The organism is Clostridiaceae bacterium (assembly GCA_012840395.1).
Lineage (GTDB): Bacteria > Bacillota > Clostridia > Acetivibrionales > DULL01 > DULL01.
The window spans coordinates 1-14,423 of the sequence record DULL01000054.1; the positions used below are offsets into that span (position 1 = coordinate 1).

At 35.9% G+C, this 14,423-nt stretch carries 14 protein-coding genes; all 14 read left to right on the top strand.

Annotated elements, in window-relative coordinates:
* Positions 1-250: 250 nt before the first annotated feature.
* Positions 251-535, top strand: coding sequence for a 30S ribosomal protein S6 (locus GXX20_06660; GenBank protein ID HHW31340.1), 285 nt, complete (start codon positions 251-253; stop codon positions 533-535).
* A 56-nt stretch (positions 536-591) separates the two neighbouring features.
* Complete coding sequence (locus GXX20_06665) at positions 592-1,005, top strand: single-stranded DNA-binding protein (protein ID HHW31341.1); 414 nt, start codon at positions 592-594, stop codon at positions 1,003-1,005.
* A gap of 64 nt (positions 1,006-1,069) precedes the next feature.
* Positions 1,070-1,360: a 30S ribosomal protein S18 gene (locus GXX20_06670; GenBank protein HHW31342.1), complete on the top strand. Its 291-nt coding sequence runs from the start codon at positions 1,070-1,072 to the stop codon at positions 1,358-1,360.
* Between the two features lie 251 nt (positions 1,361-1,611).
* Entirely contained in the window at positions 1,612-2,484 is an 873-nt protein-coding gene (gene pheA / locus GXX20_06675; GenBank protein HHW31343.1) for a prephenate dehydratase, read from the top strand.
* Between the two features lie 121 nt (positions 2,485-2,605).
* Entirely contained in the window at positions 2,606-2,944 is a 339-nt protein-coding gene (locus tag GXX20_06680) for a hypothetical protein (GenBank protein HHW31344.1), read from the top strand.
* A gap of 15 nt (positions 2,945-2,959) precedes the next feature.
* Positions 2,960-5,014 (top strand): phosphoesterase, encoded by a 2,055-nt coding sequence (locus tag GXX20_06685; GenBank protein HHW31345.1) that lies wholly within the window; start codon positions 2,960-2,962, stop codon positions 5,012-5,014.
* A gap of 15 nt (positions 5,015-5,029) precedes the next feature.
* The gene (locus GXX20_06690) at positions 5,030-5,476 is read left to right on the top strand and encodes a 50S ribosomal protein L9 (protein HHW31346.1); all 447 of its coding nucleotides are present in this window, start codon (positions 5,030-5,032) and stop codon (positions 5,474-5,476) included.
* 232 nt (positions 5,477-5,708) lie between these two features.
* On the top strand, positions 5,709-7,040 hold the full coding sequence (gene dnaB / locus GXX20_06695; protein ID HHW31347.1) for a replicative DNA helicase: 1,332 nt from the start codon (positions 5,709-5,711) through the stop codon (positions 7,038-7,040).
* An 11-nt stretch (positions 7,041-7,051) separates the two neighbouring features.
* Positions 7,052-8,506 carry a tRNA lysidine(34) synthetase TilS gene (gene tilS, locus GXX20_06700; protein ID HHW31348.1) on the top strand — a complete coding sequence of 485 codons (1,455 nt, stop codon included), beginning with the start codon at positions 7,052-7,054 and terminating at the stop codon, positions 8,504-8,506.
* Between the two features lies 1 nt (position 8,507).
* Positions 8,508-9,035, top strand: a complete 528-nt coding sequence (gene hpt / locus GXX20_06705; GenBank protein HHW31349.1) for a hypoxanthine phosphoribosyltransferase — start codon at positions 8,508-8,510, stop codon at positions 9,033-9,035.
* 162 nt (positions 9,036-9,197) lie between these two features.
* Positions 9,198-11,015 (top strand): ATP-dependent metallopeptidase FtsH/Yme1/Tma family protein, encoded by a 1,818-nt coding sequence (locus GXX20_06710; protein HHW31350.1) that lies wholly within the window; start codon positions 9,198-9,200, stop codon positions 11,013-11,015.
* A 236-nt stretch (positions 11,016-11,251) separates the two neighbouring features.
* Positions 11,252-11,917: an N-acetylmannosamine-6-phosphate 2-epimerase gene (locus tag GXX20_06715; protein ID HHW31351.1), complete on the top strand. Its 666-nt coding sequence runs from the start codon at positions 11,252-11,254 to the stop codon at positions 11,915-11,917.
* Positions 11,918-12,056: 139 nt separating this feature from the next.
* Complete coding sequence (nagA, locus tag GXX20_06720) at positions 12,057-13,235, top strand: N-acetylglucosamine-6-phosphate deacetylase (protein ID HHW31352.1); 1,179 nt, start codon at positions 12,057-12,059, stop codon at positions 13,233-13,235.
* A 104-nt stretch (positions 13,236-13,339) separates the two neighbouring features.
* Positions 13,340-14,251 (top strand): ROK family protein, encoded by a 912-nt coding sequence (locus GXX20_06725; protein HHW31353.1) that lies wholly within the window; start codon positions 13,340-13,342, stop codon positions 14,249-14,251.
* The last annotated feature ends 172 nt before the right edge of the window (positions 14,252-14,423 follow it).

The window sequence follows — 14,423 nt, forward strand, 5'->3', positions numbered from 1 at the left end:
ACAGTGGTGGGGTGCCGCCCAGGCTGACAAACCATATGGGAGATGCTTGTTGTCAAGGGCATTCCGGAAATACGCGATATCAGGATGATTCTTTGCTTCTTTTCCCTACAGTAAATTAACGCTATCGTCCCTCTTAAAACACTTGAACAATTAGTTTTATTGTGATATTATAAATTTTCGAGAATTGAATCTTTTATCCTTGCTCTGTACTTTGTTACAGGGCCGTTCAGACCGGGAGGAGGTGAATTTAATGGCTAACAAATATGAAGCTATTTTTATAGTTAACACTGAGCTTGAAGAAGAAGGCATAAAAGCTTTGGTGGAGAAATTTAAGAACCTTTTGGAAACTTCAGCACAATTAGAAAACATAGATGAATGGGGAAAGAGAAAATTAGCTTATCCCATTAAGGACAGAAGCGAAGGTTACTATGTAATGGTAGAGTTCAGTTCAGATTCTCAGTTTCCCAAAGAACTTGAAAGAAATTTCAAGATTACAGAAGGTGTCTTAAAGTATATCATTGTCAGAAAAGATTAATTAAGGCTGGATTTTTTCGGGCATAATAGGAAATATGAAAGTGATTAGGTGATACTATGAATAAAGTTATTTTAATGGGAAGACTGACAAAAGATCCTGAGCTTAGGTTTACATCAGTGAATAATATACCAGTATGCACCTTTACCCTCGCTGTAAACAGAAGGTTTGTGAGACAGGGAGAGGAAAGGCAGGCTGATTTTATTCCTGTTGTTGTATGGAACAAGTTAGCAGAGTTCTGTCAGAAATACTTCCAGAAAGGGCAACAAGTATCAATTGTCGGAAGAATCCAGACTAGAAGTTGGGAAGACAATGAAGGCAAGAAACATTATGTAACTGAAGTTATTGCCGAAGAAGCATATTTTGCTGACAGCAAAAGAGATAACTATTCATCTCTGAAGCTGCAGGATGCGAGTGAGTCCGACCATGGAGATGGTTTCTATACTTTGGATGATGATGAACTTCCATTTTAGCTGGAAAAAGTTATTATCTGTGAGTTTGAAGAATTTGTCATGTTGATGAAGGGAGGTTATATAGATGTCAGGGAAAAAAGATACTAAGGGATCTAATAAGGATTCTTACGATAAAACTGATAACAAAAGCGCTATGAGAGTAAGAAGAACAAAGAAAAAAGTATGTGCTTTTTGTATGGAAAAAGCTACAGAAATTGACTATAAAGATGTTGCTAAGTTGAGAAAGTACATTTCCGAAAGAGGTAAAATTCTTCCAAGAAGGACATCCGGAAATTGCGCAAAACACCAGAGACAACTTACAACTGCAATTAAAAGAGCTCGACACATTGCTCTACTGCCTTTCACTGCAGAGTAATATTATTACTTTAAGATAAGAACCTGAAAAAAGAAAGAATCTTGAGTTCTGATCAGGTTCTTTTTTTATTGGAAAATGAGAGGAATAGTGCTATATTAAAGATATCTATAGTATTATGTATATATTGACCTAAATTTTATCTGTAGTATTATCCAGAACTCAGTATTATAATTTTTAAAGTATAATATATTTAAAAACTATTTTTAATATTAAAAATATCATTAATGGAAATTATTTTTATAGGAGAGATTATGCTAAAAATTGGTTTTTTAGGACCTAGAGGGACGTTTTCCCATGAAGCTGTGATAGCTTATACTGAAGGGAGGAAATGTATCCTCTGTGAATATAATTCCATCCCGGATATACTTTTTGCTGTGGAAGCAGGGGAATTGGATGAGGCTGTTGTACCCATAGAAAATTCTCTGGAGGGGGCTGTTAATGTCACTCTTGATATATTAGCCCTGGAAGTAAATCTTATGATAAAACATGAGCTTGTTCTTGCAGTAAAACAAAATCTAATGGTAAAAAAAGGTGCGAAGGCAAGTGATATACGCCACGTACTGTCTCATCCCCAGGCAATAGGACAATGCAGAAAATTTATAGCTTCAAAATTTCCTCAAGCTGAGATTGAACTTGTATATAGTACCGCAAACGGAGCCCGGGAAGTTTCAGAGGGAGACGGAACCAGTGCTGCAATAGGTTCTGCAGCAGCAGCTGAAGCTTATAATCTTGATGTTTTGTTTGAAGGAATACAGGATGAAAATAATAATTTAACAAGATTTGTTGTGGTATCAAAGAGTGACAACACCAGAACAGGCAGTGATAAAACTTCAATAGTGTTTTCCACCGAAGACAGGCCGGGCAGCCTTTATAGGGTTTTAGACATTTTCAATTTATGGGATATTAATATGACAAAGATAGAATCCAGACCTGATAAAAAGCATTTTGGAAGGTATATGTTTTTTGTTGATATTGAAGGGCATAGGCAGGATCAAGATGTTGAAGATGCTCTTAAGATGGTTAAAAGAAAGACTTCATTTTATAAATTTCTGGGGTCATACCCCAAATATGAAGGATATATTACCGGAACTCATGAAAACAAGAATTTAGGAAATACTTGGTAATAGTGGCCGGAATTAATCATATTAGTTTAAGATAAGATAAGAAAAGGTAGGAAATAAAAAATAAAATCGAAGGCAACGAGTATAAAGTTGTAAAAGTAAGAAAATAAAGAGGATGGTTAGATTGGGTTTTTTTGATAGAGAAATTGATATAACAAGAAACATTAAAACCATTGAATGGCTTAAAAGTGAACTTCTTACTGATATAGCCAGATTGTATAAAACTCTTTCTAATGGTATAAAAAATGAAATCCATGAAGCTGCTTCAGATACTTTATCAAATATAATATTAATATCCTATTTGCTGGGAAGGCGTCTGGGCATCAGCTACAATGCCATCGAGAATAAAATAAGGAACAAGATAAAACTCGGTTTGGTTGAAGAGCATGATGTAGAGAAATACTATGGAGATTTATCAGAGCTTTCAAGACATTTGGACTCTTCAAGATCGAATAAACCATAGAATTGAGGGTTTAAAATGTATAACAAAAAATTTTGGAAATTTTTTACATCAGATTCAGGCTTTTATTTATGGGTTATTTTTATTCTGAATGGTATTATTGCTGTACTGGATTGGAGAACGGCAATTCCCATTTTTCTTATATTCATAATACTTCTTTATAACTATTTTAGAAGGATTAGGCACAGGCAAAAGGAGTTAACCAGATATATTGAAAATTTAACTTATAATATTGATACAGCTACTAAGGACATAATGCGAAAATTCCCCATGCCTATGGCAGTGCTTGAACTTGATGGTTCTATTATATGGCATAACTCTTCTTTCAAGAATATTTTTACTGAGAAGGATTTATTGGAAAATATCATATATTCAATTATCAAGGGATTAAGCACCAGGGAGCAAAAAGATAAAAGCTTAAATATTGATAAGAATAAGACTCTAAATATAGATGAGAATATGAATATAGACAAGCAAATAACAATCAATAATGTTCATTATAGAGTACTGGGAAGTATAGTTAATTATAATAAAAATAAAGCCAATAGCAAGGAAAACTATATCCTCCTTCTGTATTTTATTGATAACACCGAGCTTGTCCAGTTAAAATCCAGGTATGAGCAAGAAAAAGTGGGAGCAGGTATTATTATAATAGATAACTATGACGAGCTTATGCAAAATGTTGAAGATAGCGTAAGACCACATATTGTTGCAGATATAGATAAGCAGGTTATGCAGTGGATAAGCGCCAGTCAGGGAATAGTCAAAAAAATTGAACGGGACAGATATTTATTTATTTTTATGCAAAAATATTTAAGTGCTTTTGAGAATAAAAAATTTGACATTTTAGATAATGTAAAAGAAATCAGCCATGGAAACAAAATACCTGTTACTCTGAGCATTGGGATTGGATTTAATAATAATAGCCTGACAGACAGCCTGCGTGATGCAGAAGCTTCTATAGATATTGCCTTAGGAAGAGGAGGAGATCAGGCTGTAATAAAAAACAACGGAAATTTCAAATTTTATGGAGGAAAGACAAGAGAAACTGAAAAGAGGACCAAGGTAAAAGCCAGAGTTATTGCCTATGCATTAAAGGAGCTAATTAATCAATCTTCAAATGTACTTATAATGGGACACCAAAATGGGGATATAGATTCTCTGGGAGCATCTCTGGGCGTGTACAGAATAGCCAAAAATATGGGAAAAGAAGCTAATATAATACTTCACCATACTAACTCAACTATAGATGCTATTGTGTCCAGGATAGAAAATAGCGGCAACTATAGCAATTTGTTTGCGAACCGGTCAGAAGCCCTGGAAAAACTCAACAATAAAACACTTTTGATTGTTGTTGATACTTACAGGAAAAGTTTCACCGAATTCCCCGAAATATTAGACAGGACCGACCAGGTAGTTGTTATCGACCATCATAGAAAAGGAACTGATTTTATACAAAATACAGTTCTCGTATATCATGAAACCTATGCATCTTCCACATGTGAGCTTGTAACAGAAATTCTCCAATATGTTGATGATAAACTTAAATTAAATACCCTGGAAGCTGAAGCTCTTTATTCGGGGATTATAGTTGATACTAAGAATTTTACATATAAAACAGGGGTAAGAACTTTTGAAGCTGCATCTTATCTGAGGAGGCAAGGAGTTGATACAGTAGCTGTCAGGCAGCTATTTCAAAATGATATGCAAACATATCTGAATATATCAAACGTTGTTAGAGATGCAGAAATAATAAATACTAATATTGCTATATCTCAGTGCCGCCCAGAAGTAAAGAATGTTCAGCTGATTACAGCAAAAGCTGCAGACGAACTGTTAAGCCTTGCAGGCATTTCTGCGGCCTTTGTCTTAGGCCAGGTTAATAATGAAGTTTTTATAAGTGGAAGATCTCTTGGAGATATAAATGTCCAGGTAATAATGGAGAATTTAGGAGGCGGAGGGCACTTTACTGTTGCAGGAACAAAGCTTCAGGGAATTTCGATTGAACAGGCAAAAGAAAAGCTTAAATATGTTATAATTGAATATATAAAGGAAAGGGAGAAGGAAGGCTGAATCGGGGGTGTTGATATGAAAGTTATTTTAAAGCAGGATATTAATGGTTTAGGTAAAAAGGATGATACGGTAAATGTTAGTGATGGATATGCAAGAAACTACTTATTACCGAAAGGTTTGGCTGTTGTTGCGGATGCGACAAATATAAATATTGCTAAAGCCAAAAAGGAAGCTGAAATAAATAAAAAAGCAAGGGAGCTTGAGAAGGCAAAAGCTCTTGCAGCCAAACTAAGAGATATTACTGTAGTTATTAAGGCCAAGTCAGGAGATAACGGAAGGTTATTCGGCTCTATTACTACTAAAGATATTGCGGACAAGTTGTTATCTGATTTTAATTTGGATATAGATAAAAAGAAATTGGTTTTGGAGGAAGCAATTAAAACTTTGGGAATCACTGAAGTAGAAGCAAAACTATATCCTGGAGTAACTGAAAAATTCAAGGTCAAAGTAGTACAGGAATAATCAGAAACAACAATTACCCTAAGCATGTACAATAAAATATACGCTAAACTTTTTTGCAAAGCATATATAAATAATATATTAAATATGCATAGCAAACATAAATATGCACACTTAACAATTAACAATTGCATTTATCAAGATGAGAAAAGATTAAGAAAAAGATAAGTTTATGGAAAAAATCCTTAAGGAATAAATATAAAGAAAGCAAGCTAGAACAAGAGGGACAGAGAATATGGATATAGGAGCATTAGGCAAAATACCTCCACAAAATATAGAAGCAGAGCAGTCTGTTTTAGGATGCATGCTTCTTGACAAAGATGTAATTCCGGTTATTGCTGAAATATTAAAAGCAGAAGATTTTTATAGGGAAGATCATAAAGAAATATTTGAAAGTATAATGGATCTTTTTGAAGAGGCTGAACCTGTAGACATTATTACAGTATCGGATCAGCTTAAGTTAAGAGGTACTTTGCAAAGTGTAGGGGGACTGGAGTATCTTACAAATATAACTGCTTCTGTGCCCACTACGGCTAATGCCCAGCATTATGCCCGTATTGTAGAAGAAAAATCAATACTCAGGAAACTGATAAAAACTTCCTCTTATATTATGAGCCTAGGATATGAATCCTCCGATGATGTAGCTGTTGTTCTGGACAAGGCTGAAAAAAGCATATTTGATTTAATTCAGAAGAGAAATTCCCAGGGATTTGTTCACATTAAGGATGTCCTTGAAGAAACTTTTAACAGGTTGGAGGAATTATATAATAAAAAGGAACATATTACTGGAATTCCAACCGGTTTTACAGACCTGGACCAAAAAACTTCAGGGTTGCAGAATTCAGACTTAATATTGGTTGCAGCCCGCCCTTCCATGGGAAAAACTTCATTTGCACTTAATATCGCTCAATATGCTGCAATTTATAAGAGAATTCCTGTTGCCATATTCAGCCTTGAGATGTCAAGAAGCCAGTTGGTTAACAGGATATTGTGCAGTGAAGTTATGATTGACAGTCAGAAGATGAGGACAGGAAAGCTGGAAGATGAAGATTGGAAGAAAATTGCCCGGGCTTTAGGGCCAATTTCCGAAGCTCCAATATATATTGATGACACCTCCGGAGCATCGGTTATGGAAATCAGGGCAAAATGCAGAAGATTAAAACTTGAAAAGAATTTAGGACTTGTGGTCATAGATTATCTGCAACTTATGCAGGGAAGAGGAAAAAGTGAAAACAGACAGCAGGAAATATCTGAAATATCCAGATCTCTTAAAATACTGGCGAAAGAGATTGATGTTCCGGTTATTGCTTTATCCCAGCTTAGCCGTGCTCCTGAAACCAGAGCCGATCACAGACCGATGCTAAGTGATCTTAGGGAATCAGGTGCAATAGAGCAGGATGCAGACTTGGTTATGTTTTTGTATAGAGACGATTATTATAATCCTAATTCAGAAAAACAAAATATTGCTGAGATAATAATCGCAAAACACAGGAACGGTTCTACAGGAACCATCGAATTAAGATGGTTTGGGGAGTATACAAAGTTTGCTAATTTGATGAAGGAATAAATGAGGGATTAATGGTAAAGAAAGTACTTGAAACAATAAAAAAATACAATTTAATTGAAAAGGGAGACACTGTTCTTGTAGGAGTTTCAGGAGGACCTGATTCAGTGTGCCTCCTTCATATATTATATAAACTAAAAGATGAGCTGGAAATTGAACTTTATGCCGCTCATGTGAACCATATGCTCCGTGGGGAATTTTCAGATAATGATCAGGAATATGTAACTATCCTTTGCAAACAATTTAATATTCCTCTATTTACAAAGAAATGTAATATTATGGAAATGGCGGCCAGCCAAAGATTGTCCTTGGAGGAGACAGGAAGGAAAGCAAGGTATGATTTCTTTGAATCATGTTCACAAGAAATAAATGCTGATAAAATTGCTGTTGCCCACAATAAAAATGATCAGGCTGAAACAATATTAATGAATATTATTCGCGGAACCGGAACCGACGGTTTGAAAGGTATGGAACACCGCCGGGGAAAAATTATCAGGCCTTTGCTTGATATTAGAAGGGAAGAAATTGAAAAATATTGTGCAGATAATAATTTAAATCCAAGAATAGATGCTTCAAACAATGAAAGCATATACACAAGAAATAAGGTTCGGCTTGAGTTAGTACCTTTTATAGATAGACTATTTGATACTAAAGTAGTAGAGAGTATTTATAAAATGTCTCTTTTAGTAAGGGATGACTATGATTTTATAGATTCCTACACTGAAGCCCAATACAAAAGCAGTATTGAGGAAATAGGAGAGAATTCAGTGTCTCTCTCAATTAGTAAAATTACCAGTAATCATCCTGCAATAATTAAAAGGATTATAAGAAAAGCAATTGCTGATATCAGAGGGGATATTAATGGAATTCACAACAGGCATATCCAGGATGCTTATATGCTTTGCATTGAGGGCAGAACAGGAGCCGAGATTCATCTCCCTGGGGGCTTAAAAGTATTAAAATCTTATAATATTTTAAAAATATTCCATTCTGGTAAAGAAGATGTTGCAGCTGACTTTGAATCTCCTGTTACAGTACCGGGAGTTACCAGAGTTTGTACCGGCAATATGGAAATTATTGTAAACGCAATAACTATTGACAAATTTAAAACCGATTTACCGGATAAAAATGTTAATAGTGATGTTGAGAATTATAAAAAATTGAGGTATAATTCTTTAATACAATTTTTTGATTATGATAAGCTATATACGGGAATAAATATAAGAAATAGAAGAAATGGGGATGTTTTTTATCCATATAAATCCAGTGGTACAAAGAAGCTAAAAGATTATTTTATTGATAATAAAATTCCTAGAGAAATAAGAAACAGTATTCCGCTTATAGCGATGAATAATAATATAGTGTGGGTAATTGGCTACAGAATCAATGATAAATATAAAGTTACTGAAAATACTAAAAATGTATTGAAACTAGAAGTTACCATAAGAAAACTGAAAATGGAGGATTAATATGGGGGAAAAAAAGAAAATTTTAGTAGATAGAGAAGCTATAAAGCAAAAGGTTAAAGAATTGGGAAGTAGAATTTCCAAGGATTATGAAGGGCAGGAACTTGTTTTGATAGGAGTACTCAAGGGAGGATTTATGTTCCTGGCCGATTTAATGAGAGAGATAACTATTCCAGTGGATATGGACTTTATTTCAGTATCCAGCTATGGAGAGTCCACTCACTCTTCAGGTATTGTGAGGATTATTAAAGACACAGATATTGATGTTAAAGGTAAACACGTATTAATAGTAGAGGACCTGGTAGATACAGGTTTAACTCTTAGGTATCTAAAAGATTTATTTAGGACAAGAGAGCCGTTAAGCGTAAAAGTATGTACAGCTTTTGATAAACCTTCAAGAAGAAAAGTAAATATTGCTATTGAATACCCTGGAATAGAAGTTCCGGATGAGTTTATTGTAGGTTATGGACTTGATTATGCAGGGAAATACCGTAATTTACCGGACATATGTGTAATTGAGGGAATAAAATAGAATAGAAACTTATTATTACTTATTATTATTGATAAACCATGGTGTTTATTGTTTTATGAACTCATAAATGATAATATAATTATAATATTTGTGATAAAGGATGGTCTCTTGTAAATATAAAGATATCTGCAAAACATATAAAAGCGAGGAGAGTGAGTTTTATTGAAACATTTCAAGGGTTTGAGCTTTTATATAGTATTATTTGTAATAGTCCTGTTTATACTGACCTTATTACAAAGTACTGAAAGCCCGATTGACTTAAGCTATTCAGACCTGCTTAGGGCAATAGATGATAATAATGTCAAATCGATAGTATTAGAGGGGAATGAGGCAACGGTTGAACTTATTAGCAGTCCATACCCCAGTATGAGGATAAATAAATTTATTGTTTATATACCAAGTGTTGAACAATTCATGCAAGAAATAGCCGGGCCTATTAAAGAAGGCCAATTTAGTTTTAAGACACAACCTCCGCCATCAGCTCCATGGTGGGTTGCAATTCTTCCTACTGTAGGACTTATAGTGATTGTTATTCTGTTCTGGGTGTTTTTCCTGCAGCAGTCCCAGGGAGGCGGAGGAAACAGGGTAATGTCCTTTGGAAAGAGCAGGGCAAAAATGAGTACAGATGAAAAGAAGAAAGTGACTTTTGATGACGTTGCGGGAGCAGATGAAGAGAAGGAAGAACTGAAAGAAATAGTTGAGTTTTTAAAATCACCGAAGAAGTTTGTTGAATTGGGAGCAAGAATTCCGAAGGGAGTCCTTCTGGTCGGACCTCCGGGAACAGGAAAGACTTTACTGGCAAAAGCTGTTTCAGGTGAAGCCGGAGTGCCATTTTTCAGCATAAGTGGATCAGATTTCGTAGAAATGTTTGTGGGAGTAGGTGCCTCCAGGGTAAGAGATCTTTTTGACCAGGCAAAGAAGAACGCACCAAGCATAGTTTTTATAGATGAAATTGATGCTGTTGGAAGACACAGAGGAGCAGGCCTTGGTGGTGGACATGATGAAAGAGAACAGACGTTGAACCAGCTGTTAGTAGAGATGGATGGCTTTGGAGTAAACGAGGGCGTAATAATCCTTGCTGCAACTAACAGGCCGGATATACTCGATCCTGCACTGTTAAGACCGGGAAGGTTTGACAGAAGAGTATATGTTGGATTACCTGATATTAAGGGTAGAGAAGAGATATTGAAGGTTCATGCAAGAGGAAAACCTTTAGATGATGATGTAAGGTTGGATGAATTAGCAAAAAGTACTCCCGGATTTACCGGAGCTGACCTGGAAAATCTTCTGAATGAAGCTGCTTTGCTGGCAGCCAGAAAGAATAAGAAAAAGATTGGAATGGAAGAAATAAAAGAAGCCACTTTTAAAGTTGTAGTAGGTCCTGAAAAGAGAAGCAGGGTTATGTCAGAAAAGGAAAAAAGGCTTACTGCATATCATGAGGCTGGTCATGCGATTGCTGTTAAGGTTGCATCATCAACTGATAAAGTTGACAGGATATCAATTATTCCTTCCGGAAGAGCCGGAGGATTTACAGCCTTTAAGCCGGACGAAGATAGGACTTACCAGACAAAATCTCAGCTGGAAGAAACCATAATTATTTCTCTTGGAGGTAGGGCAGCTGAGGATATTGTTCTTGGCGAAATAAGCACAGGTGCCTATAGCGACCTGAAAACAGCAAATACTGTAGCCAGAAATATGATAACAAAATATGGTATGAGCGAAAAATTAGGTAACATGATTTTTGGTGATGAAGGCTCAGAAGTATTCATTGGAAGAGATTTCGGTCATACCAAATACTATAGTGAAGAAATTGCAGCTGAAATTGATAAAGAAGTTAAGAGAATAATAGATTCAGCATATGAAAAAACATTAAAAATACTGAGAGATAATATTAATAAGCTCCATAAGATAGCAGAGGTATTGCTGGAGAAGGAAAAAATTGAAGGAGCTGAATTTGAAGAACTATTTGCCACCACTTAAAAAATGCAGCACAATCATAATACACTCGCTGAAATTTCAAAAAAGCGAGTGTTTTTATTTTCACTTTCACTTGGCAGAACAAATGATAAAATATCTGGTAGTAAAAAAACAAGCAAAATAAAATATAGAGTAAAGTTTAGAGTTTTCGGGGAAGATATAAAAATTTGCGAAAGCAGTTGATAGAGAAAGAAGGAGAATACAAGAAGGTGAATAGCATTAGTAATAAAGACTATATTATGAAAAAAATAAAAGGGGGGCTGATAGTTTCCTGCCAGGCATTAGAAGATGAGCCCTTGCACAGCTCCTATATAATGACCCGTATGGCAGTAGCTGCCAAGCTGGGAGGAGCTTGTGGCATTAGGGCAAATGGTGTGGCAGATATTACTGCGATAAGACAAGTGGTTAAGCTGCCCATGATTGGGATTATAAAAGAAAAAAACCCAAACAGCCAGGTTATAATCACACCTTCAGAAGAACATGTTGATCAGCTGGTACGGTGCGGTGTAGAAATAATTGCCGTAGATGCTACAAACAGGCTACGTCCAGGAAATATAACCCTGGCAGGTTTTTTTGGCCAGATTAGAAAAAAATATCCTGATCAATTATTCATGGCTGATTGCAGTAATCTGGAAGAAGGAATATTTGCCGCAGAACTAGGATTTGATATTGTGGCCACTACTCTTATGGGCATAAGTAAAGGAGGGCAGACTCATGAAAGGCATGTAGAGCTTGTTAAACAGTTGGTAAAGAATCAGCCTAAACCAGTTATAGCAGAGGGAAATATCTGGGATCCGGAACAGTTAAAAGAAGTACTGGATGCAGGAGCTTTTGCAGCGGTGATAGGTTCTGCCATTACAAGACCGCAGGAAATAACAAAGCGTTTCATAAAAGCTATAAAATAATATTATTAAAGAACTTTAACAGAAACTGTAATATTAAATTCATAACAAAATTGATAATATTTTTGTGATCAGAGCAAATGTGGTATGTTATTAAAAGATGATGTTTATTTGAAAAATATTGTATTTATGGGGTATGAAAATGTGGATAAAAAATGCACTGGTATTAGATAGTGATTTCACTTTTCAGAAAAAGGATATTTTAATTGAAGGAAACACTATTTCTGATATTGTGGACAGGACACAATTTCATAATATTGATTTACATAATCGTATGAAAGAGAAAAACCAGGAGTATTATCCAGTTATTGACCTTACAGGATTAAAACTGATTCCCGGGCTGATAGATGTTCATATACATGGATGCGGAGGAGCAGATGCGACAAGAGGTGGAGATGAAGCATTGGAAACAATATCTTCCTATCTTGCTGCTAGGGGAGTTACTTGTTTTTTAGCCACATCATTTACTGTTCCGGTAGAAATGATATTTGAATTTATTAAAAGAGCTAAAACCCAGGCAGACAATTTGTCTGGAGCCCGCTTGGGAGGAGTGCATCTGGAAGGGCCTTTCCTCAGCGAAGTATATAAAGGCGCCCATGATTCAAAGTATCTGCTTAAACCTGATAAAAGATTGTTCGGTGAATGGCTGAATGCAGGTGATGGGATGATAAAAATGATTACAATTGCTCCTGAACTACCGGGAGCAGATAAAGTTATTGAACTGGCAGTAGAAAATAATGTATGTGTATCCGGAGGACACACAGCTTCCAACTATGATGAAATGTGCCGGGCAATTGATTTAGGCGTATCACATGCTACCCATCTTTATAACGCAATGCCTCAGCTGGACAGACGTAATCCTGGTCCGGTGGCTGCATTATTGGAAAAGGATACTGTAGTTTGTGAGATTATCGGGGATTTTCGTCATGTACATCCTGTAATGGTTGATTTAACCTGGCGCATGAAACAGGGAAAGATGCTGTTAGTGAGCGATTGTATGGAAGCAGCGGGAATGCCTGACGGAGAATATGATTTTTATAATGAAAGAAAAATCATAAGGAATGGCTTGGCTTATACCGAAAATGGAGTAATTTCCGGAAGTACATCTACAATTATAGATTGCGTAAAGAATCTGGTATCCATAGGGATACCTATAGAAGAAGCAGTGAAGGCAGCTTCCATTATACCTGCCAAAGAAGCCGGAATAGATGCTTTCACAGGATCTATTGCCAAAGGTAAGCTTGCAGACCTGGTTGCAGTAGATGACAACTTAAATCCCTGTTATTGCTGGGTAGGAGGCAAGCTAGTATATAAGAAATAAACCACAAACAATAAAACAATAGACAGAGAAGGAAAAATAATAAATAAAAAACTGAATAATATCTGAAAAAACCAGTTATAGTGCTTGAAAAGAGGAATTTTGATATGAAAGCATCTTTAATAGATATTGGTGGTACCAGTATAAAATACGCATGGGGAGACGGAGAAAAACTGTATGACTTTGGAGAAATACCAACTCCAAAGCAGGACATTCAGGCATTAATGAATAGTCTTTACAGTATCCTTGACATGCTACATACTGCCGAAGATAAGCAGTGTATAGGAATTAGCGCTACCGGTTTGGTAGACCCCCAGAAGGGAATGGTACGCAATAGAACAAATACAATGCCGGGATATGATAATTATCCTATAAGGGATTTAATAGCTGCAAAGTATGGGTTGCCTGTCTGTATGCATAATGATTCCAATTGTGCTGCACTTGGGGAAGCTAAGTATGGAGCTGGCCGGAATCTCAAGGATTTTATATGTCTTACCTTTGGAACTGGAGTAGGTGCCGGGATATTCCTAAATGGTGACATCTATGAAGGCAGCAGGTTTTTTGCAGGAGAGGTCGGCCACATGGTAACTCATGCGGGAGGTAGAGATTGCCGCTGCGGGAATAAAGGGTGCTATGAGAGATATGCTTCTGTAACTGCTTTAATTGATAGCGTAGAGGATAAAATCAGCGAAAGATTAAATGGTAGAGAAATATTTTCAAGACTTCAGAATGGAGACAAGAAGATTTACTTTTTAATTGACGAATGGATTGATGAAATAGTTATTGGTATATATACTCTGGTTAGAATTTTTGATTTTAGGGATATTGTTCTTGGAGGCGGGATTATGCAAGAACAATACCTTATTGATAGAATACAAGATAAATTGTCCTATTGTTTATCCTCGTACTCAATTGTTGATTGTTTCAAGGATACGAAAGTCCATAAGGCTCAGTTAGGCAATAAAGCAGGGTTATATGGTGCAATGGCTTATTGTGTTTTCAAATTGACCCACTTGTAAAGACCAGGTTTCAATACCGTAGGAGTTACGTAAGAAAAAAGGACCATTGATTAAGTCTATATAATGGTGTAAAAAGAAGTTGAGCCAAAGCTCATACCTCGGTTAGAATATAAGTACCATCAAATACCAAACCGAGGAGGATGAACCATGGCTCAGTTTAATATTACAATAA

Bases quoted from the DNA above. Each gene is read 5' to 3' on its own strand.
- GXX20_06660 (HHW31340.1), top strand. From the start codon at position 251: ATGGCTAACAAATATGAAGCTATTTTTATAGTTAACACTGAGCTTGAA.
- GXX20_06665 (HHW31341.1), top strand. From the start codon at position 592: ATGAATAAAGTTATTTTAATGGGAAGACTGACAAAAGATCCTGAGCTT.
- GXX20_06670 (HHW31342.1), top strand. From the start codon at position 1,070: ATGTCAGGGAAAAAAGATACTAAGGGATCTAATAAGGATTCTTACGAT.
- pheA (HHW31343.1), top strand. From the start codon at position 1,612: ATGCTAAAAATTGGTTTTTTAGGACCTAGAGGGACGTTTTCCCATGAA.
- GXX20_06685 (HHW31345.1), top strand. From the start codon at position 2,960: ATGTATAACAAAAAATTTTGGAAATTTTTTACATCAGATTCAGGCTTT.
- GXX20_06690 (HHW31346.1), top strand. From the start codon at position 5,030: ATGAAAGTTATTTTAAAGCAGGATATTAATGGTTTAGGTAAAAAGGAT.
- dnaB (HHW31347.1), top strand. From the start codon at position 5,709: ATGGATATAGGAGCATTAGGCAAAATACCTCCACAAAATATAGAAGCA.
- tilS (HHW31348.1), top strand. From the start codon at position 7,052: ATGGTAAAGAAAGTACTTGAAACAATAAAAAAATACAATTTAATTGAA.
- hpt (HHW31349.1), top strand. From the start codon at position 8,508: ATGGGGGAAAAAAAGAAAATTTTAGTAGATAGAGAAGCTATAAAGCAA.
- GXX20_06715 (HHW31351.1), top strand. From the start codon at position 11,252: ATGAAAAAAATAAAAGGGGGGCTGATAGTTTCCTGCCAGGCATTAGAA.
- nagA (HHW31352.1), top strand. From the start codon at position 12,057: ATGTGGATAAAAAATGCACTGGTATTAGATAGTGATTTCACTTTTCAG.
- GXX20_06725 (HHW31353.1), top strand. From the start codon at position 13,340: ATGAAAGCATCTTTAATAGATATTGGTGGTACCAGTATAAAATACGCA.